General features: G+C 69.9%; 16 protein-coding genes and 1 tRNA gene. 10 read left to right on the forward strand and 7 right to left on the reverse strand.

The features are described from left to right. The first annotated feature begins 57 nt into the window (after positions 1-57). Positions 58-1,698, forward strand: coding sequence for a class I adenylate-forming enzyme family protein (locus tag NMI01S_RS11930; protein WP_245716822.1), 1,641 nt, complete (start codon positions 58-60; stop codon positions 1,696-1,698). Beyond that, entirely contained in the window at positions 1,695-4,136 is a 2,442-nt protein-coding gene (gene hrpB, locus NMI01S_RS11935; RefSeq protein ID WP_062996582.1) for an ATP-dependent helicase HrpB, read from the forward strand. Before NMI01S_RS11930 ends, hrpB begins: the two co-directional genes overlap by 4 nt. Here the strand turns inward: hrpB and NMI01S_RS11940 are convergent. After that, positions 4,133-4,579: a nuclear transport factor 2 family protein gene (locus tag NMI01S_RS11940; protein WP_062996991.1), complete on the reverse strand. Its 447-nt coding sequence runs from the start codon at positions 4,577-4,579 to the stop codon at positions 4,133-4,135. The two genes, hrpB and NMI01S_RS11940, sit on opposite strands and share 4 nt — an antisense overlap. Positions 4,580-4,727: 148 nt before the next feature. On the opposite strand from NMI01S_RS11940, the gene NMI01S_RS11945 reads away from it, so the two are divergent. The 6 genes from NMI01S_RS11945 to NMI01S_RS11970 all read left to right on the forward strand — a co-directional run bounded on the left by NMI01S_RS11945 (position 4,728) and on the right by NMI01S_RS11970 (position 10,762). Beyond that, a complete protein-coding gene (locus NMI01S_RS11945; RefSeq protein ID WP_062996993.1) occupies positions 4,728-5,393 on the forward strand; it encodes a PaaI family thioesterase in 666 nt (221 codons plus the stop codon). Positions 5,394-5,443: 50 nt separating this feature from the next. Further along, entirely contained in the window at positions 5,444-6,355 is a 912-nt protein-coding gene (locus NMI01S_RS11950; protein WP_062996584.1) for an NAD-dependent epimerase/dehydratase family protein, read from the forward strand. 66 nt (positions 6,356-6,421) lie between these two features. After that, positions 6,422-7,726, forward strand: a complete 1,305-nt coding sequence (locus NMI01S_RS11955) for a S8 family serine peptidase (RefSeq protein WP_062996586.1) — start codon at positions 6,422-6,424, stop codon at positions 7,724-7,726. Positions 7,727-7,735: 9 nt separating this feature from the next. Next, positions 7,736-8,020: a hypothetical protein gene (locus NMI01S_RS11960; protein ID WP_063920715.1), complete on the forward strand. Its 285-nt coding sequence runs from the start codon at positions 7,736-7,738 to the stop codon at positions 8,018-8,020. An 89-nt stretch (positions 8,021-8,109) separates the two neighbouring features. After that, positions 8,110-8,922: an SAM-dependent methyltransferase gene (locus NMI01S_RS11965; RefSeq protein ID WP_245716823.1), complete on the forward strand. Its 813-nt coding sequence runs from the start codon at positions 8,110-8,112 to the stop codon at positions 8,920-8,922. A gap of 124 nt (positions 8,923-9,046) precedes the next feature. After that, positions 9,047-10,762, forward strand: a complete 1,716-nt coding sequence (locus NMI01S_RS11970) for a SulP family inorganic anion transporter (RefSeq protein WP_245716824.1) — start codon at positions 9,047-9,049, stop codon at positions 10,760-10,762. Between the two features lie 122 nt (positions 10,763-10,884). On the opposite strand, the gene NMI01S_RS11975 is transcribed toward NMI01S_RS11970, so the two are convergent. From NMI01S_RS11975 to NMI01S_RS11990, 4 genes are all read right to left on the reverse strand, one after another. Continuing rightward, positions 10,885-10,970: transfer RNA gene (locus tag NMI01S_RS11975), tRNA-Leu, on the reverse strand. A gap of 107 nt (positions 10,971-11,077) precedes the next feature. Next, positions 11,078-11,392: an integration host factor, actinobacterial type gene (mihF, locus tag NMI01S_RS11980; RefSeq protein WP_030516894.1), complete on the reverse strand. Its 315-nt coding sequence runs from the start codon at positions 11,390-11,392 to the stop codon at positions 11,078-11,080. Positions 11,393-11,578: 186 nt separating this feature from the next. Beyond that, on the reverse strand, positions 11,579-12,235 hold the full coding sequence (locus NMI01S_RS11985) for a response regulator (RefSeq protein ID WP_084512877.1): 657 nt from the start codon (positions 12,233-12,235) through the stop codon (positions 11,579-11,581). Then, the gene (locus tag NMI01S_RS11990) at positions 12,232-13,671 is read right to left on the reverse strand and encodes a sensor histidine kinase (RefSeq protein ID WP_245716825.1); all 1,440 of its coding nucleotides are present in this window, start codon (positions 13,669-13,671) and stop codon (positions 12,232-12,234) included. Before NMI01S_RS11990 ends, NMI01S_RS11985 begins: the two co-directional genes overlap by 4 nt. A gap of 177 nt (positions 13,672-13,848) precedes the next feature. On the opposite strand from NMI01S_RS11990, the gene NMI01S_RS11995 reads away from it, so the two are divergent. Continuing rightward, positions 13,849-14,751: a sterol desaturase family protein gene (locus tag NMI01S_RS11995; RefSeq protein ID WP_062996592.1), complete on the forward strand. Its 903-nt coding sequence runs from the start codon at positions 13,849-13,851 to the stop codon at positions 14,749-14,751. 30 nt (positions 14,752-14,781) lie between these two features. On the opposite strand, the gene NMI01S_RS12000 is transcribed toward NMI01S_RS11995, so the two are convergent. Next, entirely contained in the window at positions 14,782-15,147 is a 366-nt protein-coding gene (locus NMI01S_RS12000; protein WP_157126141.1) for a hypothetical protein, read from the reverse strand. A 3-nt stretch (positions 15,148-15,150) separates the two neighbouring features. Next, positions 15,151-15,804, reverse strand: a complete 654-nt coding sequence (locus NMI01S_RS12005) for a hypothetical protein (protein WP_157126142.1) — start codon at positions 15,802-15,804, stop codon at positions 15,151-15,153. A gap of 297 nt (positions 15,805-16,101) precedes the next feature. On the opposite strand from NMI01S_RS12005, the gene NMI01S_RS12010 reads away from it, so the two are divergent. After that, a complete protein-coding gene (locus tag NMI01S_RS12010; RefSeq protein WP_062996598.1) occupies positions 16,102-17,451 on the forward strand; it encodes a M20/M25/M40 family metallo-hydrolase in 1,350 nt (449 codons plus the stop codon). The last annotated feature ends 2 nt before the right edge of the window (positions 17,452-17,453 follow it).

The raw sequence follows: 17,453 nt of genomic DNA on the forward strand, positions 1-17,453 counted from the left end.
GCGCGGCGCGCCGGAGCGCGGTGGCTACGGTTGGGGACGCGGCATCGGTGGCGGTAGGTGAGTGAGGTGGTCATGGGGAACCGCGCGGCGGAGTCGATCGTCCCGGGCAGCTTCGCGACGGCTCCGGAGTCCTACGGGGATCACTCGATCGGCGACATCGTTCGCATCTGGGCGCGGCGCATCCCGCATCACACGGCGTTCGTCACCGTCGGCGGATCGACCACCTGGAGCGAATACGACCGGTGGGCGGACACGATCCGCGACGGGGTGCGCGCTACTGCCGGCGGTCCGCGGTCGCGGGTCGCATTGCTGTTGCCCGATACCGCCGCCGTCCACGCGGGGCTGTGCGGATGTTCGCGCGCGGGGCGAATCGCCGCGGCTGTCGGAGTGCGGTCGGGCGTGCGCGAGATCGCGCACGTGATGCGCCGCACCGGCGCGTCGACACTGATCACCGTGCCCGAGATTCGCGGCAGAACCTGGCAGACGCTGGTCCGGGAAGTGGAGGCCGAGGGTGTGATGCCGGGCGACGTCCTGGTGGTCGACGAGCAGTCGGGCGCCCTCGCACACCATCGCATCGGCGCGCAGCAGAGGCACGAGAACCATACTGGCGGTGCGCCTTTCACGCCGTCGGAAGTTTCCGTTCTCAACTCGACCTCGGGGACGACCGGAACGCCGAAGATCGTCGCGCACACCGAAAGACGATGGACGGCCTTCGCGCGCGAGGCGATGCTGGGCGCCCGGATCGGAGCGCGGGACGTCATCTGCTCGGTGGTTCCGGCGCCGTACGGATTCGGTTTGTGGTCGGCGCATTTCCTGCCCGTACTGCTCGGCATCCCGGCCGTCGTCACCGCCCGCTTCGACGCCGAGGAGACCGCGATGCTCATCGAGCGCGACCGGGTCACCGTATTGTGCTGTGTCAGTACGCAATTCAAGATGTTGTTACGTTCGGGAGCGCTCGAACGCCGTGACACGTCCAGCCTGCGGGTGCTGTACACCGGCGGGGAGCCCGTGCCGTATCGCGACGCCCACGCCTTCGAGGAACGAACCGGCGCCAAGGTCCTGCAGTTCTACGGCTCCAACGAGAGCGGCGCGGTGAGCCGGACCACCCTCGACGACGACACCCACACCAGGCTGCGCACCTGCGGCCGCACGCTCCCCACGATGAACGTCCGCGTGCTCGACGAGGCCGGCACCGACGTAGAAGGTGAGGTCCGTCGCGGCCGGCCGGCGGTGCGCGGGCCGCTGGTCTCGGCGGGCTATTGGGACGATCCGGCCGCCGATGCCGAGCTGCACACGCCCGACGGATGGACACTGCTCGGCGACATCGTGGAGATCGACGAGACCGACCGGGTGCGGGTGGTCGGACGGACATCGGATTTCGTCATCCGGGGCGGCAAGAACGTATCGATCACCGAAATCGAGGAACTCGTGCGCGAACACGAGTCGGTCACCGACGTGGCCGTCGTCGGTGTTCCCGACGACGTCTACGGCGAACGCGTCTGTGCCGTGGTCGTTCTCGCCGCCGGGGCGACCCTGGACGCGGCGGCCCTGTCGAGCCGGCTCGAATCTCGCGGGGTCACCAAGGAATACACGCCCGAATATGTCGTGGTGGTGGACCGGCTCCGCCTCGGCCCGGGCGGCAAGACCGACCGCGGGGCCGCCCGAGCGGCCGCGATGCGCACGCTGGGGCTGCGGTGACCGGGCTCGAACTTCCCGATCTGCCGGTCCGGGCCGTCCTCGATCATCTCGTCGCGACGTTGGCCGACCGGCAGACCGCGGTCCTGGTCGCGCCGCCGGGCACCGGGAAGACGACGCTGGTGCCGTTGGCGCTGGCGCAGCACAATTCCGGTCGGGTGCTCGTGGCCGAGCCACGGCGGCTGGCTGCCAGGGCCGCGGCCGGGCGGATGGCCGCGCTGCTCGGCGAGCAGGTGGGAGAAACCGTGGGCTACTCGGTCCGCGGGGATCGACGAGTCGGGCGGCGGACCCGCGTCGAGGTCGTGACCTCCGGCTTGCTGGTGCGCCGCCTGCAGGACGATCCGGAGTTGGCGGGCGTCGACGTGGTCGTGCTCGACGAATGCCACGAGCGCCATCTGGACGCGGATCTGCTGCTGGCGCTGTTGCTGGACGCCCGGGCCGGATTGCGGCCGGACCTGCGTGTCCTCGCCACCTCGGCCACCGTTGCCGCCGAACGACTTTCGGCACTGTTGAGCGCCGACGACGCGGCTGCGGTGGTGCGGGTCGAAGCGCGGACCTTCCCTGTGGACACGACCTACGTCCCGCCCTTGCCCCGGGAGCGAATCGACGCACAGGTCGCACGCGCCACCCGAACCGCACTGGCCGACACCGCGGGCGACATCCTGGTCTTCCTGCCCGGTGCGGCCGAAATCCGAAGAGTAGCGGCACTTCTGAACGATCAGGACGAGGTGGATATCGTCGCGCTGCACGGCAGACTGAGCGCGGCGAGCCAGGACACGGCGTTGCGTCCCGGACCGCGGCGGCGCGTGGTGCTCGCCACGGCGGTGGCGGAGTCGAGCCTGACGGTGCCCGGCGTGCGTGCCGTGGTCGATTCGGGCCTGGCTCGAGTGCCACGCATCGATCGAGCGCGTGGGTTGTCCGGACTCGCCACGGTCCGTGTCTCGGCGGCCGTCGCCGACCAACGAGCCGGGCGGGCAGGGCGCGAGGCACCGGGCCGGGTGTGGCGATGCTGGCCGGAACACGAGCACGCCACCCTGCCCGCCTATCCCGAGCCGGAGATCCGCACCGCGGACCTGACCCGGCTGGCCTTGGAACTGGCCTGCTGGGGCACGGCGGACGGGCAGGGGCTCAACTGGTGGGATCCGCCGCCGGCCGGTGGGCTGAGCGCGGGCCGGAATGTGCTGCACGCGTTGGGAGCCGTGACCGCCGACGGCGCGGTGACCGAACGCGGGCGGCGCATGGCCCGCATCGGGCTGCACCCGCGACTGGCACGCGCGCTGCTCGACGGGGCGGCCGAGGTGGGAGGACGGACGGCCGCGGAAGTCGTCGCCGTCCTCGACGACGACACCGTGATCTCGGGTGTCGATCTCACGGCCGGCCTGCGCCGGCTCCGCCGCGAGCGGCCGGCGCGCTGGCGACGCGAGGCCGAGCGGCTGGCCCGGACGGTCGACGGGCCGGAGGGTGCCGACGATCCCGCTTACGTGGTGGCGCTGGCATATCCGGAACGGCTCGCGCGGCGGCGCGCCCCGGGCTCGGCGAGCTATCTCATGGCCGGCGGCACCGCGGTCACGCTGCCGCCGGGCTCCGGAACCGGCGATCCGGAATGGCTGGCGGTCGGCGTGGCCACCCGCGACCCCGGTCGTTCCGAGGGCCGCATCCGGCTGGCCGCGGTCGCGGACGAACGCCTCGCTCGCCGCGCCGCCTCGGATCTGCTGACGACCGTCGACGAGGTGGAGTGGGTCGACGGCGATGTGGTGGCGCGGCGCATCGAACGGCTGGGTGCGATCACCTTGTCGGAGAAGGCTCTTCGCGACCCGGACCCGAGCTTGCTCGCCGCGGCCGTGCGCCGCGGGCTGACCTCGTCCGGACTCGGCCTGCTGTCGTGGCCACCCGAGGCGACCGCCCTGCGTCAGCGCCTCGACTTCCTGCACCGCACCCTCGGCGACCCGTGGCCGGCGGTCGACGACGAGGCACTGCTCGCCGCCGCCGACACCTGGCTCGGCCCCGAACTCGCGGGCGCGCGCCGTCGCGCCGATCTCGCACGCATCGACACCGGACAAGCCTTGCGTCGCTTGCTGCCCTGGCCGGATGCGGCCCGCATGGACGAACTGGCACCGGAACGTGTGCCGGTCCCGTCCGGCAGCCGCCCCCGGATCGACTATTCCGCCGATCCGCCGGTGCTGGCGATCAAGGTGCAGGAGATCTTCAGCTGGACGGACGCGCCGCGCCTGGCCGACGGTCGCGTCCCGATCGTGCTGCATCTGCTCTCACCCGCTCAGCGCCCGGTCGCGGTGACCGCGGACCTCGCCTCGTTCTGGCGCACCGGCTGGCCTCGCGTCCGCGCGGATCTGCGCGGCCGCTACCCCAAACACGCGTGGCCGGAAGACCCCACCACCGTGCCCGCCCACCGCGGGACCGCCCGCAACGCAGGCCGCGGTTAGGCCGGCACGCGAACCGCGACGTTCTCGATGAAGTCGACCACCAGTTCCCGCCGCGAGAACAACCAGATCTCCCCGGTGCGGGCGAAAGTGTCCTGGTAGCGGATGGCGACCCGCCGGTCCCGGTAGCCGTCGTCACGCCGAGAGATGTGGTGTGCCGTGCAGTAGACCTCACCCCGCACGCGATCGGGCGAAACCGGCTCGAGCACATGCTGTTCCACGACGTGGCGGGTGAGCACGAACCGGGACACCGCGTCCATCACCGACGAGACCACCTGCTGCCTGCCTGCCAGCTCGACGGTCGTCTCCGTCCCGCTCAGTACGGGCGGTAGCACGAGGACCGCGTCGGGCGTGAACAGCGCGGTGAGCGCCGCGCCGTCCCGGCGGTCGACGGCGCGCGCATATCGTGCCGTGAGTGTGGTGATGGCGAGTCGGTCCGATTCCACGTCCCCATCCTCGCCGCTGAACCCGGCGCGGGAACAGCATTTTCCGGTAGGTGGGACCTCGCCGGTCACCGGGCCGGTCGACACCGCTACCGTGCGAACGACGTATCGCGACACCCGCGAACGGCAGAGGAGAACCGCGATGGATTCGATGACGTCGACCGAGCCCGAGCCGGAAAGCGTTCCCACAGCAGGCCATTCGCCTGCCGACATCGTCCTGACCTCGGAGCAGCAGGATGTCCCGGTCGACCGCGCGACGGCCGCGGCGCGACGGGTGATCGACGCGCTGCTGCGCACCGATCGGGCGAATGCGAATCTCGACCGGGTCGCCGAGGAACTCGACAGCATCGCCGACCACCTCGAACAGCACGCCCCGGTGGTCGCGGAACGGCTGACCGATATGTGGCGAGGTGAGGGTGTCACCCGCCACGACCCGGTCACCGGTCCGGAGAATGCGATCGCACCGCCTCTCGCGCTCACCGGCCGTGCGGACGGTTCGGTGGACGGTGTCGTGACCCTGACGCTTCCGTATCAGGGACCGCCGGGACATGTGCACGGGGGAGTGGCGGCGCTGCTGCTCGACCACACGCTCGGGGTGGCGAACGCCTGGTCGGGGCGCAGCGGCGCGACGGCGCAACTGAATGTGCGATATCACCGCCCGACTCCTCTGTTCGCGCCGCTCACGGTCAGCGGCCGGATGGTGTCGGAGGACGGCCGCAAGATCAATTCGGTCGGCGCCATCCACACCGACGACGGCGATCTCTGCGTCTCGGTGGAGGGTTTGTTCATCGACAAGCGGGTTCCCCGGCCACGCTGACGAGCGACCGGAAGCGATCGTCCCCGTCCCCTAGCGAGAGATGTCTGGCCATGAAGATCCTGATCGTCGGCGGCACCGGCATGATCGGCGTGCATGCCGCGCTGCACCTGCGCGAGCACGGTGACGACGTCACCGTCGCGGGTCGCGGCGCGATATCGGCCGATTCACCGGTCGCCGAATTTCCGCTGCTGGCCGGCGATTACACGGTACCCACCTTCACCCCCGCACAACTGGAACACTTCGACGGCATCGTGTTCGCCGCGGGACAGGACGTGCGGCACAAGACGCCCGAGGACGACACCCGGCACTTCTGGGAGACCACCCAGAGCGTCGGCGTACCCCGTTTCGCGGCACTGGCCAAAGAGGCCGGCGTACCGCGCTTCGTGCAGGTCGGCAGCTACTACCACCAGCTGCGCCCCGACCTCGCCGAGCACAACGCGTACATCGCGGCCCGCAAGGCCGCCGACGAGGGCGTCCGTGCGCTCGCCGACGACTCGTTCGCCGCGTGCACGCTCAATCCGCCGTCGATCATCGGCGCCGTGCCGGGACCGTCGGCTCGCCGCTACCGGCGCATGGTCTCCTGGGCGGCCGGGAACGAACCCGACATCCCCGATTTCGCACCGCCCGGCGGCACCAACTACATGTCCGCCGCCTCACTCGCCCAAGCGATTCGGGGCGCGCTGATACGAGGTGAGCCGGGTGCGGCCTATCTCGTCGGTGATCAGAACCTGTCCTATCGGGAGTTCTTCCAGATGCTCGTCGATGCCGCCGGCGGCGGGCGAATCATCGCCGAACGTGACGAGCAGCATCGATTGCAGCCGGACGCCTCGATCATCCAGGGCCGCGGCAACACCCTTGCCTACGAACCGGATGCCCGCGAGGTGCGTCGGCTCGGCTACACCCGCGACGACTGCGCCCGTGCCGTGCAAGCCCTCGTGGACGTGGTGTCGGCCGCGCACTGAGCCGGGGGGCAATCCGTTCGGGCGATAGGCGGGAAATCCGCGGCAATTGGCGGCAGGATGGCAGGTATGCGCGCACTCATCCAACTCCGTCCCTCCGCCGATCTGATTGCCGCAGTTGCCGATCCGGCCGTCGCGGTGGCCCCCACCGATGTCGCCGGGGATTTGCCCGGATTCGACCTCGACCACGACTTCGCCCCGCTGGCCGTCCCGGAGACGGTGGCCGCCGAAGAGGCGGGCGCGGGTTCGGTGGTGGTGCGTGGGCAGATCCCCGACGGCGACCTCGACGCCACGGTGGCGCGGCTGACCGGAACCCGCGGCGTGGCAGGTGTTTTCGCCGACCCGCGGATCGAGACGAACCTCACCTGCGGCGGCGATCCGGCGGTCGGCACCTGGCACGACGTCCAGACTCTGTTGCACACCGGCGATCTGGCCGCCGCGGGAATGGACGGAAAATCCGTCACGGTGGCGATCGTCGACACCGGGATCAACGCCGCCCGCGTCGAGCAGGCGCGCGGCGGACCGGTGACCGTCGACGCGGCGCGCAGCTGGAACCCACCGGGGGTCAGCGGCACGGCCGGACAGTTCCCGGTCGACCACGGATCGATGTGCGCGTTCGACACCCTGATCGGCGCGCCGAACGCCACCCTGCTCGATATTCCGGTGCTGCAGAGCAGGACTCGTGGCGGCTCCACGATGGACGGGCTGCTCTCGGACGCGCTGGCCGCCTACGCCCATCTGCGCACCGTGCTCACCGATCAGCCGGAGGCCACCCGCACGCTGGTGATCAGCAACAGCTGGGGCGCGTTCTCACCGGACTGGGACTTCCCGGTGGGGCAGCCCGGCAACTACTCCGACAATCCGTCCCATCCGTTCAACGTGATCGTCGGCTCGCTCGAATCGGACGGCGCCGACATCCTGTTCGCCGCCGGCAACTGCGGCCGCGACTGCCCCGATTCGCGGTGCGCCTACCGGGATCGGCCGATCGGCGGCGCGAACTCGCATCCGAGCGTGCTGAGCATCGGCGGCGCGGACACCAAGGGGCAGCGCGTCGGCTATTCGTCGCAGGGCCCGGGCCGGCTGTCCGATCGCAAACCCGACATCTGCGGCTACACCCACTTCCTCGGGTCCACGGTGTTCGGCGCGAAGGAACCCGATACCGGCACGTCGGCCGCCTGCCCGGTCGCCGCGGGACTGGTCGCGGCGATCCGGACCGTCTACCCGGCGAGCGAACTGGCCCCGGCGCAGCTGCGAGATCTGTTGCGGCGCACCGCGACCGCGCGGCCCGGCGGATTCGACTACGACTACGGATTCGGTGTGGCCGACGCCGCCGCCCTGCTGGCGGAGCTGAAGAACACCGAGATCCGCGCGTAGCGTGGAACCATGCCGCTGCTCACCGTCCGGCTCGCCGCCGACCCCACATTGGCGGCGGCGCTGCGCGAACTGCACCTCACCGAGGCCGAGGTCGACCTCGACTACGGCCTCGTCGCGGTGGACCCGGACCAGCATCTGTACGCGCTGCGGGTGAGCGATGCGGCCGCGACGCGGGCGGCGACCGTCTCGGATAGCGCCGAGATCTTCGCCGACCCGCGCATCGGCCCGGCGCACGACGCCGTGCCGGATCCGTCGTCGCCCCGGCTCCCGCCCGACGACTCCGCCCCGGCCTGATCGCGTACGAATTGCGCCGTCCCGCTGCCGAATTGGCCCGTATGCGCTATATATCGGCGATACGTTCCCAACCTGCGAGGAGCCGTCCCGTGTCCGATCATCCGGTCGACCTGCGCACCGATGTGGCACACCCCGCCCGTATGTACGACTATTTTCTCGGCGGCAAGGACCACTACGAGGCCGACCGCCGCGCCGCCGAGGCCGCTCTCGCGAACTTTCCGGCGGTTCGCTTGACCGCACGCACCAACCGCGAATTCATGCGGACCGCGACGCGTTATCTCGCCGAGCAGGGCGTTCGCCAGTTCCTCGACATCGGCACCGGTATCCCGACCGAACCCAACCTGCACCAGGTCGCGCAGGAACAGGCATGCGAATCGCGGGTGGTGTACGTCGACAACGATCCGATCGTGCTCGCGCACGCGCGGGCCCTGCTGGTGAGCGCGCCGGAAGGCCGCACCACCTACGTGCAGGCCGACGCAGCGAACCCCGAGGCGATCCTGGGCTCCCGCGAACTTCGCGACACCCTGGATCTGTCGCAGCCGGTGGCGATTTCGCTGATGGCGGTGGTCCATTTCGTCCCCGGTGACGTCTACGCCATGGTGAAGACGCTGATGGACGCACTGGCTCCCGGCTCGTATCTCGCGATGAGCCATGTCACCACGGATTTCGACGACGGCGCCGACGATCCCGGCGGGATGGGCCGCCTGCTGCAGGTGTATTCGGATCAGGGCATTCCGGTGCGCCCGCGCAGCCGCGCCGAGGTCGCCCGCTTCTTCGACGGCCTCGAACTCGTCGAGCCGGGTGTCGAGGTGATCCACCGGTGGCGGCAGGAGGGCATCGAACATCCCGCCGACCACGACAAGAAGGTGTCGCTGTACGGCGCGGTCGGCAGGAAGGTATGAGCGCCTACCGGGAATTCACCCGCAACGTGTGACGCGGGCCCGCCGCCACCGTCGTTAGCTTCGCTGCCGGGCGGCAACGACGGTCTCTGATCGGGAGACCGGTCCTGTGGACGGTGGAGGACAGGTGGCGGCACGCTGGGTGATATTCGAGTCCTTGGCGGGATATCGCCCGCAATGGTTGCGTGCCGACGTCGTCGCCGGACTCACCGTGTGGGCGGTTCTGGTGCCGGAAGGGCTCGCCTACGCGTCGATCGCGGGTGTGCCGCCGGTGGTGGGTCTCTACGCGGCCGTGCCGTCGCTCGTGCTGTACGCCCTGGCGGGCAGCTCCCGGCATCTGGTGGTGGGGCCCATGTCGGCGACCGCGGCATTGTCGGCGGCGATCGTGACGCCGATGGCGGGTGCCGACGGCGGCCGCTATATCGCGTTGTCGGCGGGGCTCGCCGTCGCCACCGGAATCGTGGGCCTGATCGCGGGCGCGATCCGGCTCGGCTTCGTCGCGGCGTTCATCTCCGAACCGGTGCTGAAGGGTTTCATCATCGGGCTGGCGTTGACGATCATCATCGGCCAGGTGCCGAAACTGCTCGGCATCCCCAAGCACGAGGGCAATTTCTTCGAACAAGCCTGGGGTGTGCTGCGCCATCTCGGCGATGCGCAATGGCGGACCGTGGTGGTCGGGTGCGTGAGCCTGGCGATCGTGCTGGTGGTGAAGCGCTGGCTGCCCCTGGTACCCGGCTCGCTGCTCGCCGTGCTGGCCGGAATCGGCGCGGTCGCGGTGTTCGATCTGGACGAGCGGGGCGTCGCCATCGTCGGCCACATCGATTCGGGCCTGCCGGCGCTGGGGCTTCCGGACGGGCTCGATATCGGCGACTACATCGATCTGCTGGGCCCCGCGGTCGGGGTGCTGTTGATCGGCTTCGCCGAGGGCCTCGGCGCGGCGAAAACCTATGCGGCCAAAGCGGGTTACCAGATCGACGCCAACCGCGAACTGCTCGGACTGGGCGCGGCGAATCTGGGCGCCGGGCTGGCGTCGGGCATGGTCGTGAACGGGAGCCTGTCCAAAACCGCCGTCAACGGCTCGGCAGGGGCCAAATCGCAGGGTAGTGGGCTGGTGGTGGCGGCGCTGACGGTGCTGACCCTGCTGTTCCTCACCGGTCTGTTCGAGAACCTGCCCGAGGCGACGCTGGCGGGTGTGGTGATCGCGGCGGTGATCGAACTGGTCGACTTCGCGGCGCTGCGGCGGCTGTATCGGGTGTGGACGCAGCGACTCGGCGGAATCTACGGCAAGGCCGCCCGCGCCGACTTCGCCGCCGCCCTCGCGGCGATGATCGGCGTCCTGCTGTTCGATACGCTGCCCGGCCTGCTGATCGGCATCGGCATCTCCATGCTGCTGTTGGTGTATCGCACGTCCCGCCCCCATGTAGTGCCGGTGGTGCGGTCGGGCACGCTGTGGCTGGACGCGGACCGGCATCCCGAGTTGACCCAGCGCCCGGATCTGGTGGTCGTGCGGGTCGAGTCGGGCCTGTTCTTCGCCAACGCCGACTATGTGCGCGGGCGTATCGAGCAGTTGTGCACCGACCGGACCCGGCTGGTCGTGCTCGATGCCGAGACCTCGCCGAGCATCGACGTCACGGCCGCGGCGATGCTGGCAGACCTGCGCGACGATCTGGGCCGGCGCCACATCGACTTCCGGATCGCCCGCTCGATCGGCCAGTTCGGTGACGCGCTGGGCACCGCGCAAGCGCAGGCGACGCCGGTCGGGCTGTATCCGACGGTGACCGCGGCGGTCGCGGACCTGCCCGATGGGGACGAACACCGCGACGACACCGAGCCCACGCGATAGCGACAGCAGGCCACGAGATGAGCGGATCCTCCCACGGAGTCGGTCCGACTCGATAGAATCACGGGAAACAGATAACCCCCAGCCGAAGCCGGGGGTTATCTGTAACTCCGAGTTACATACAGTGTCCGGAGGGGGACTTGAACCCCCACGCCCGTTAATAGGGCACTAGCACCTCAAGCTAGCGCGTCTGCCATTCCGCCACCCGGACCGGTGGTGCTCAGCAAGGTTAACGGATCTCTCCGCGAGGTCCAAATCACGGGTGTCCGTGCAGGTCCCGGACTCGCGAGTGACTGCTGAGCGCCGCCTTCGGGAGGGCTAGTTCGTCAACGCCTCGAGCAGTGCGGCACGCTGACGGGACCCCAGGCCGCCGATACGGCGGTCGACCGGAATATCGGCTTCGTCCATCAGCTTTGCCGCCTTGACCGGCCCGATACCTGGCAGGGCCTTGATGACCGCGGCGACCTTCGTCTTCTTGACCAAGTCCTCTTTGTCGGCACGCTCGAGCACCTGGGCCAACGAGACCGAGCCCTTGCGAATCTGCTCGATCAGTTCCGACCGCGCCTTACGGACCGCGGCCGCCTTGGCCAGCGCTTCGGAGCGTTGCTCGGCGGTCATGGTGGGAAGTGCCATGTCTCTAACCTTTCACTCGTTCGCTGGAACCTCAACGGCACCGATTGAACATCACCGGCAGCCCGGTGATGGGTCGACACACCGCGAGGATAATCCCGGTTCGACGGCGCTGCCGGGGGTTCGGATACCCGAGATGCGGGAAATTTGCCGCGATTCGCCCACGTCGGCGGGGTGCTCGGCGGACGGCTAGCGGCCCGCCGCTCGCACCAGGCCGTTCCGGTAGGCGTACACGACGGCCTGAATGCGGTCGCGCACTTGCAGTTTCGCCAGAATCCGGGATACGTGGGTTTTCACGGTCTCCTCGCCGACGCCCAGCGCGGCCGCGATTTCGCTGTTGCTGCGGGCATCGGCGAGCAGGACGAGAACCTGCTGTTCCCGGGCGGTCAGGGCGTGATCGGGCGGCGGCGCCGGAGCCAGGGTGTCGGCGAGGCGGGCGGCCAGGCGGCGCGTCATCGACGGATCGATGATCGCGTCACCGCGCACCGCCACCCGGATCGCCGCGATCAGCTCCTCCGGCGGCAGCGTCTTGAGCAGGAATCCGCTGGCACCGGCCTGGAGGGCGCGCGCCAGGCTCGCCTCGCTGTCGTAGGTGGTCAGGACCAGCACGCGAGTGCCGCCGGCGGCCACGATGGCCCCGGTGGCCGCCAGACCGTCGAGTTTCGGCATCCGGATGTCGAGGATCGCCACGTCGGGCCGCAGCCGCGCGGTCTCGGCGACGGCGGTGCGGCCGTCGCCCGCCTCGCCGACGCATTCGAGGTCCGGGGCCGCATCGAGAACGGCGCGCAGTCCGGATCGGAACATCGCGTGGTCGTCGGCGATGAGGACCCGGACCGGGCCTGTCACGACCGCCCGCCCGGGAGCCGGACGAGGACGCGCCAGTGGCCGTCGGCGACGCCGTGGTCCACGCTGCCGCCGAAGAGCTCCGCGCGCCGGCGGATGCCGTCGAGTCCCCGATGCACGCCCGTGGCCGCCTCCGGCGCGGCACCGCCCGGCCGGGCGGCGGGCCCGCGTTCTCGCGACGGAGCCCGCCGGCCGGAACGGAACCTGGCCGTGGCCGGTGTGGTGGCGCGAACGGTCGCGTGCGGAGTCGCTGCCGAATCGAGCGGACCCGGCGCCCGCACCGCCGTTCCGCAAGGTGCGGACACGTTCGAATCCTCTTCTCCGGCAAGCGGATTGGACTGTTCGATCTCGACCGCGGTGCCGCCGTTGCGTACCGTCAGCCGCGCACTGCCGGCGCCGTGGCGCAGGGCGTTGGTGAGCAGTTCCTGGACGATCCGGTAGACGGTGATGTCGAGCGAACGGGGTAGTTCGCCGCCGCTGGTGGTGACGGTCAGATCCAGACCCGCGCCCCGCACGCGGTCGACCAGATCATCGATATCGGCCATCCCGGGCTGGCGGGCGGCGTCCTCGCGGCCGTGCAGCAGATCGAGCTGACGGCGCAGATCCACCATCGCCGCGCGGCTCTCCGATTCCACCGCCGACAGTGAGCGTGTCGCCGCAGCGGTGGCGGCGCCACTTCCGTGCAGCGCCAAACGCGCCGCGCCGGCGTGGATGCCGATCGCGCTGACGTGATGGGAGATGACGTCGTGCAGGTCGCGGGCGATCGCCTCGCGTTCGTCGGTGAGCGCCCGTTCCAGCGCGGTCCGTTGCTGCTGGCGGGCGAGCCGTTCGCGCTGCTCCAGTGCTGCGATGTAGGCGCCGCGACCCGCGGTGTAACGGCCGACCAGCCACGGCACGACGCCACCGGAGATCGCCGAGGTGAGCAGCAGACGCCAGTCCGCCGACGGCGCGCCGCCCGCGATCAGCGGCGCACCGCAGGCACCCAGTACCAGCACGGGCACCGTGATCAGCGACGCCCGGCCCGACAACCAGGCGCCCGCGCGATAGCCGGCGACCAGGAAGCCGACGTCGGCCACGCGGACGGGCAAGCCGTGCCGGTGCAGCAGCACCGTGACCGCCAGCCGGATCGCGACCTGGAGCACGGCGACGACCGCGGCCGTTGCCGGTGGCGCGGCGAAAGCCAGATCGGCCGCCACGATGGCCACCAGGACCGCGCCCGCCGGGCCGGGCGCCACCGCGAAGATGCCGGACAGCGCGAAGACGACCGCGTCCACCAGCGCCGCGACCACCGCGACCGCCACCGATTGCCTGGTCAGTGACCGGCGAACCGCCCGCAGTTCGCCGCCCGGCGGCCCCGCCGCGCTGTCGTCCCCCGGCTGCCGTGGCCTACGCCGCAGCAGCGCCCACGGGCTCGGCGACACCGCTCGCTCCCACAACACACCGCGACGATACCGGCGCGCAGCGGGACGGCGAGTCCCTCGGCCGGGGGATCCGCGGTCCCTCTCGGGCCCGATGTTCGCGCTGGTCGGCGGCGTTACCGTCGCTGTGGCACGCCGCGCGCGACGACGCTCGGGTTCCCGCGGGCGGCCGGATCACGGATCGGGACAGGAGTTCGGATGAACAATGCGGACCTGGCGCTGTACGCGGTGCCGGCCTTCATCGCGATGATGGGTGTGGAGTGGTGGGACGCGCGCCGCGATCCCGAGCGCGCACCCAGTGGCCGGTACGGGCGCGAGGCGGCCACCAACTGGGCCACCTACGCCATCGGCCAGCTCACCAAGCCCCTGCTCCAGTACGTGCTGCCGTTCTCCACCATCGTGCTGGCCGCCTCGTGGACACCGCTGCATCTGTCGCCGCGCGACTGGTGGGTCTGGCTGCTGGGGCTGGTGGTCACCGATTTCTGCTATTACTGGGCGCACCGGGCCGATCACCGCATCCGGTTGCTGTGGACGGCGCATTCGGTGCACCACTCGAGCACGCACTTCAATCTGACGACCGCGATCCGGTTGCCCTGGCTCAACCCGATCGCGTCGATGACGCGCAGCCTGGCGTGGGTGCCGGCCGCACTGCTGGGTTTCCCCGCGTGGATGATCTTCCTGCTCAACACCCTCGGGCTGCTCTATCAATTCCCGATCCACACCCAGCGCGTCCGAACCCTGTGGCGCCCGGTCGAATTCGTGTTCAACACCCCGGCCCATCACCGCGTGCACCACGGTTCCAACCAGCCCTACCTCGACACCAACTACGGCGGCGTGTTCATCGTCTGGGACCGCATGTTCGGCAGTTTCGCCGCCGAATCCGAACCCATCCGCTACGGGCTCACCCACGACATCGGCACCGGAAATCCGCTGAAGGTCAACTATCACGAATTCGCGGCTCTGGTGCGTGACGTGCGCGACGCCCACACCTGGCGCGGACGGCTGGGTTACGTCTTCGGCCCACCCGGTTGGCGCGAGAACGCGACGGTAACGGCGGCCGGACAGCCACCCGAGCTGAACACCGTCGCCTCGAGCGGTTAGAGCTCCTGCGTGGGCCGCGCTACTCGGCCGTCACAGTTCCACGGCGCCGGTCTCCGCCGGAGTGTCCGACGGCCTGCGCGCCCACACCGTCGCCACGAGGACGAGGGCGGTGACCAGGACGATATGCGCCGCGAACAGTGTCAGGAACGGCAGCACGAATCCTTCGTCGGTCAGTGCGCCGCGCTCGCTCACGCAGTAGAGGGTGTAGTTCACCGACGTGCCCTCCGAATCGTGGAAGGTGTCCGACACCACCATCGGATCCAGGTAGGGGGCCCGGCAGAACAGCGGCGCCGTGAGCCGGGCTTCTCCTGGCCAGATCGCCAGCGGCAGCACGAAGCTGACGATACTTCCGGCGCCGATACCGACGCCGAGTGCGGACATGAGCGGCCTGGGCACTGTTCACACCTGCCGGATACGGAGAAACGAACCGGCGGAATCGAATTCGGCGATCATGTCCGACCGTGCGGACGTCACGTCGGCGACGATGCGGATGTCGCGTCCGAATCGGCTCACGACGATCACCGGGACGACACCGTCGGTGAGAGCGCTGCGCGCGCGGGCGGTGTCGACGATCGACTCGAGCCTGGTGAGGCCGGGTACTTCGCCGAAGGTGAAAACCTCGCCGTCCAGGTCGTCGAAGGCCGAGACGCGGACCGGCCGCGGTGCGCTCACGGCGCCGAGGCGATAGGCGTAATCATCGAGTTCGCGGGGCCGCTGCGGGGTTCGGACGCGCAGGTGGACGACCGGTTCGCGGGTGCTCAGATCGTCGTGGTCGGCCAGGAATCGGGTCACCTGCTCGGGCTGATCGGCCAGGACCAGCCGGAACTGCGTCGACTCGGGAGCGACGACCATCACCACAGTGGCCTGAATGTCGCCGGTGCCCAGCCGGTTTCGCAACGACTCGAATGCCGCGGCGGGCAGCCCGTCGACGAGGCCGCCGCCCCGAGCACGGATCTGCTGTTCGAAGGCGTCGCGTTCCACCGCGCCGACACAGCCACAGGCGATCAACACGACCGAGCACACCGCGGCCCGAAGCCACCTATAACGGCGCATGCCGGAATGATAAGTGTCACTACCGGAATCCGCGCGTCCGATATGTGAAGAATCTCGCCGAGCCCCAGCCGAGCCGCGCCGAGCCGACGGCACCGTGGGGACGGACCGCCGATCTCCGGCGACGCCCCGGCCGGACAATTCGATCAGCGAGATCACAACGTGGTCGGCGTTGTCCGAGCAGGCGCCGGGAGCCCGCTGCGATGTGAGGGTGCGGAGTCGCACGTCGATGCGGGGTTCCGCGGGTCCGGCCGGGTCGGGCGTCATTCGCCTCGGCGCGGCGCGTGGTAGGAAAGGGGCGTGACAGGTGTACAGCGCGAGTCCCGCTCCCGGGCGGAAGCCGAAGTGGTCGAGTTGGTCAGCACGCTGATCCGTTTCGACACCTCCAACACCGGGGTGCTGGAAACCACCAAGGGTGAACGCGAATGTGCGCAGTGGGTGGCCGATCAACTGCAGCAGGCCGGATACACCACCGAGTACGTGGAGTCGGGCGCGCCGGGGCGCGCAAATGTGTTCGCGCGCTTGCCCGGAGCCGATCCCAGCCGCGGTGCGCTGATGATCCACGGGCATCTGGACGTGGTGCCGGCCGAGGCCGCGGACTGGAGTGTGCATCCGTTCTCGGGTGCGATCCGCGACGGCTACGTGTGGGGCCGCGGCGCGATCGACATGAAGGATATGGTCGGCATGATGCTGGCGGTCGCCCGCCAGTTCAAGATCGAGGGCACGGTCCCGCCGCGCGATCTGGTGTTCGCGTTCCTCGCCGACGAGGAGAACGGTGGCAAGTGGGGCTCGCAGTGGCTGGCCGACAACCGGCCGGATCTGTTCGAGGGAGTCACCGAGGCGGTCGGTGAGGTCGGCGGGTTCTCGCTGACCGTGCCGCGCCGCGACGGCACCGAGCGGCGGCTGTATCTGGTAGAGACCGCGGAGAAGGGTCTGGGCTGGATGCGGTTGCGCGCCAAGGCCCGCGCGGGCCACGGTTCGTTCCTGCACGACGACAACGCGGTGACGATTCTGGCCGAGGCGGTGGCGCGGCTGGGTAAGCACACCTTCCCACTGGTGCTGTCGGATTCGGTGGCCGAATTCCTGGCCGCGGTCAGCGAGGAGACCGGCATCGACTTCGATCCGGACAGTCCGGATATCGAGGGGCAGCTCGCGAAACTGGGCACCATCTCGCGCATCATCGGCGCGACCCTGCGTGATACCGCCAATCCGACCATGCTGCGCGCCGGCTACAAGGCGAACGTGATTCCGCAGACCGCCGAGGCCACCGTGGACTGCCGGGTGGTGCCCGGCCGGCAGGCGGCCTTCGAACGCGAAGTCGACGAGCTGATCGGCCCGGATGTGGAGCGGGAGTGGATCACCAAACTCGACTCCTACGAAACCACCTTCGACGGGCATCTGGTCGATGCGATGAACGACGCGATCCTGGCCCACGACCCCGACGGCCGCACCGTGCCCTACATGCTGTCCGGTGGCACGGACGCGAAAGCGTTCGCGCGCTTGGGAATTCGGTGTTTCGGCTTCGCGCCGCTGCAATTGCCGCCGGACCTGGATTTCTCCGCGCTGTTCCACGGCGTGGACGAGCGGGTGCCGGTGGCGGCGCTGGAATTCGGCGCTCGCGTCATGGAGCATTTCCTGTTGCACAGCTGACG

Source organism: Nocardia mikamii NBRC 108933 (assembly GCF_001613505.1).
Taxonomy (GTDB): Bacteria; Actinomycetota; Actinomycetes; order Mycobacteriales; family Mycobacteriaceae; genus Nocardia; species Nocardia mikamii.

What these genes read in the sequence shown, in the direction of transcription:
- NMI01S_RS11945 (WP_062996993.1), top strand. Translation starts at nt 4,728, where the DNA reads ATGACGTCGACCGAGCCCGAGCCGGAAAGCGTTCCCACAGCAGGCCAT.
- NMI01S_RS11950 (WP_062996584.1), top strand. Translation starts at nt 5,444, where the DNA reads ATGAAGATCCTGATCGTCGGCGGCACCGGCATGATCGGCGTGCATGCC.
- NMI01S_RS11955 (WP_062996586.1), top strand. Translation starts at nt 6,422, where the DNA reads ATGCGCGCACTCATCCAACTCCGTCCCTCCGCCGATCTGATTGCCGCA.
- NMI01S_RS11960 (WP_063920715.1), top strand. Translation starts at nt 7,736, where the DNA reads ATGCCGCTGCTCACCGTCCGGCTCGCCGCCGACCCCACATTGGCGGCG.
- mihF (WP_030516894.1), bottom strand. Translation starts at nt 11,392, where the DNA reads ATGGCACTTCCCACCATGACCGCCGAGCAACGCTCCGAAGCGCTGGCC.
- NMI01S_RS11995 (WP_062996592.1), top strand. Translation starts at nt 13,849, where the DNA reads ATGAACAATGCGGACCTGGCGCTGTACGCGGTGCCGGCCTTCATCGCG.
- NMI01S_RS12005 (WP_157126142.1), bottom strand. Translation starts at nt 15,804, where the DNA reads ATGCGCCGTTATAGGTGGCTTCGGGCCGCGGTGTGCTCGGTCGTGTTG.